Source organism: Phenylobacterium sp. (genome assembly GCF_020402505.1).
GTDB lineage: Bacteria > Pseudomonadota > Alphaproteobacteria > Caulobacterales > Caulobacteraceae > Phenylobacterium.
In genome coordinates this window covers 1-3,007 of the sequence record NZ_JADBZL010000093.1, presented here as the reverse complement: position 1 = coordinate 3,007, position 3,007 = coordinate 1, and the positions used below count along the sequence as shown (strand labels likewise).

The following is a 3,007-nucleotide window of genomic DNA, read 5'->3' as shown; positions in this document are numbered from 1 at the left end:
GGCGAGTTCTCCCGGGTCGAGCTGGATATCCTCCTGCACCTCGCCCCGGGGACCTCCGGGGTCATGGTCGACGCCGGCGCCAACATCGGCTCCCTCGCTCTGCCCTTCGCCAGGGCCCGGCCGGACTGGAAGGTCGTGGCCTACGAGGCCCAGAGGTGGATTTGCCACATCCTGGCGGCCAACGCCGTCGCCAACGATCTCCTGAACGTCGAGCCCATCCACGCTGCCCTGGGCCCCGAGGAGTCGCTCACCGACTTCCCGATGGCCGGGCTGGAGTCCGGGGTGAATTTTGGCGGCCTCGGCTTTGGCGCCCGGTCCCCTTCGCACGAGCGAGTCCGGGTCACCCGTCTGGACGACATGTCCCCGGACGTCCGCGACGCGGTGAAGGTGGTGAAGATGGACCTCCAGGGCTTCGAGCCGGAGGTTCTGCGCGGGGCCGGCGACCTCCTGACCCGCATCCGCCCCGCCTGGGTGGCCGAGGCCGACCGGAACCAGCAGGACGTGGCGCGCAGGACCCTGCGGATCTTCTTCGAGGCCGGCTATCTGGTGCACTGGCTCTTCGTGCCCTTCGCCACCCGGAAGGCGGTCCGCAACGCCGGCCAGGCCACCTTGACAGGTGACTTCAACGTCATCGCGACGCCGCGGGAGGGTCTCGTCCCTCCGGACATTCCGCCAGTCGAGGGCCCCGACGCTCCCTTCCCCACGGACATTAGCGACCTGCCCTATCTCCGCCGATACGGCTTCTGAGCCGGCCTCACGCCGCCCCGCCCAGCTGACCCTCCCTATCAAGCCGGGCATAATAGTCCGCATAGGCGTCGAAGAAGGCCTCCCCCGTCCATCCGGGGGGCAGGCAGGGTTCGTCGTTCACCCGCACCCGGGGTTCGGGGAAGTCGACCTGGTCGTTCAGGACGAGGTCGCAGGCCAGGCCCAGGCGCGGGCCCGCCTCCGCAGCCAGGCGCTTGGCGAAGTCGCCCTGGGTCCCCACCAGGCCCGAAGGGCGCGCGTCCAGCTTCACGGGCCTGTCAGATTCCAGCAACCGCCCCGCCAGCCGGGCGTAGGCGCCCGCCAGGTGAGGGACCGGCTGGTTGTCGCGGACATAGGCCGGGGTCAGCACCCGGCCGGGCTCACCCCGGAACCAGGCCTGGAAGAGAGACCAGCCCATGCGCCCTTCTTCCAGCACGCCGAAGGGATTGGCGATGACGAACCGGCCGAAGGACAGGCCGGCCTCTTCCGCGAACCCCGCCAGGGCCTGGCCGGTCAGGCCCTTCGAGAGGCCGTAGGGGCTTACCGCCGGAGCGTCCGGGCCCTCTCCGCCCTCGCCGGGTTCGAAGACCGTGGCGGTGGAGACGAGGGCCCGGCAGCCGCCGTCCGCAACCCCATGAACCGCCGCCTCGGCGCCCGCCAGGTTCCGCGCCACCCCCGCCGCCACATCATAGTCGGGCGAGCGATAGCCCGGGATGTCGGCCCCGTGGTGCGCGAAAAGGGCGAACCGGCCGTTGCGGGCGAGATCGCGGAACCGGTCGCTGTCGAGGGGCGCGTCGAACACCCGAGCCGTCGAGGCCGCCAGCCGCGCCACCCGCTCGCCCCTCAGGCCCGGATAGTCACCCTCGCCGCGGGTCAGGGTCGCTGTGACCTCATGCCCGGCCGCGGCCAGGGCCTCTGCGATCCACAGGCCGGTGAAGGAACTGGCGCCGGTCAGGAGAATCCGGGCCATGGTCAGGCCGCGCTGAAGTCCGGCCAGGCGGCGTCGCGGTCCGACATCACCCGGGGCTCGGCCGGCCAGGCGATGCCGAAGGCCGGGTCGTTCCAGCGCACGCCCTCGCCCTTCCCGGGTTCGAAGAAGCGGTCGATCTCATAGTGAACGTCGGTGTCGGCCTCCAGGGTCAGGAAGCCGTGCGCCAGGCCGCGGCCGATCAGGAGGGCCCGCCCCGTTTCGGCGCTCAGCTCCACCCCGGTCCACTGGCGGAAGGTCGGGCTCTTCGGCCTCAGGTCGACGACGACGTCGAAGATCCGCCCCCGCGTCACGCGCACCAGCTTGCCCTCATCGAAGGGCGCCGGCTGAAAGTGCATGCCCCTCAGGGTGAAGGCCGCCCTGTTCCGCGACAGACTGGTCTGGGCGGGCGAGAAGGGATGGCCGGCGGCGGCGAAGGCCCGCGGGCAGAACAGCCTGGCGAAACCGCCCCGCTCGTCCTCGATGGGATCGATGTCCACCACCACGGCGCCGACGATTGGGGTGGGCGTAAAGCGCATCAGTCCCAGATCCGGGGCTCGGGCGAGGCGGTGACGAAGCGGCCGCCCCAATCGCGGATCCGCGCGGTCTGGGTCATGATCTCCTCGCGCAGGTTCCAGGGCAGGATCAGCAGGTCGTCCGGCCGCACGACGCCGATCTGGTCCGGCGCCAGGATGGGGATGTGGCTCCCGGGCAGGAACCGGCCCTGCTTGTGCGGGTTGGCGTCGAAGCAGGCGACGATGTCATCCGTACCCACGCCGGCGTAGTTCAGGAAGGTGTTGCCCTTGGCCGCCGCGCCATAGGCCGCCACCCTGCGGCCCGCCGCCTTCGCCTGCGCCAGGTAGGCCAGGAAGGCCGAACGCACGGCCTCGACCCGCGCCGTGAAGCCGCCGTAGGTCTCCAGCCGGTCCAGCCCCGCCGCCGCCTCCCGGGCGCGCAGGGCCATCAGGGCCTCGGTCTCGGCGTGGGAGGCGTCCGCCCGGCAGCAGAACAGCCGGAGCGATCCGCCATGGGTGGGCAGGAGCGCCACGTCGAAGGGCCGCAGGCCCTTGGCCCGCAGCACGGTCTCCACCGCCAGCAGGGACAGGTAGGAAAAGTGTTCGTGATAGATGGTGTCGAACTGCACCTGCTCGATCAGGTTCAACAGGTGCGGGAACTCGAAGGTCAGCACCCCCTGCGGCTTGAGCACGTGCCGGAAGCCGCCGACGAAGTCGCCGATGTCGGGCACGTGGGCCAGGACGTTGTTGGCCGCCATCAGGTCGGCGGTCAGGCCCCGGG

General features: G+C 71.1%; 4 protein-coding genes. 1 reads left to right on the top strand and 3 read right to left on the bottom strand.

Annotated elements, in window-relative coordinates; genetic code table 11:
* A partial coding sequence (locus tag IM632_RS07220; RefSeq protein WP_296552168.1) for an FkbM family methyltransferase occupies nt 1–747 on the top strand: 747 nt, incomplete at its 5' end.
* 7 nt (nt 748–754) lie between these two features.
* On the opposite strand, the gene IM632_RS07215 is transcribed toward IM632_RS07220, so the two are convergent.
* The 3 genes from IM632_RS07215 to IM632_RS07205 form a co-directional block, all read right to left on the bottom strand.
* Entirely contained in the window at nt 755–1,714 is a 960-nt protein-coding gene (locus IM632_RS07215) for an NAD(P)-dependent oxidoreductase (protein WP_296497619.1), read from the bottom strand.
* 2 nt (nt 1,715–1,716) lie between these two features.
* Complete coding sequence (locus IM632_RS07210; RefSeq protein ID WP_296552167.1) at nt 1,717–2,250, bottom strand: dTDP-4-dehydrorhamnose 3,5-epimerase family protein; 534 nt, start codon at nt 2,248–2,250, stop codon at nt 1,717–1,719.
* A partial coding sequence (locus IM632_RS07205) for a class I SAM-dependent methyltransferase (protein WP_296552166.1) occupies nt 2,250–3,007 on the bottom strand: 758 nt, incomplete at its 5' end. The genes IM632_RS07205 and IM632_RS07210, both read right to left, overlap by 1 nt.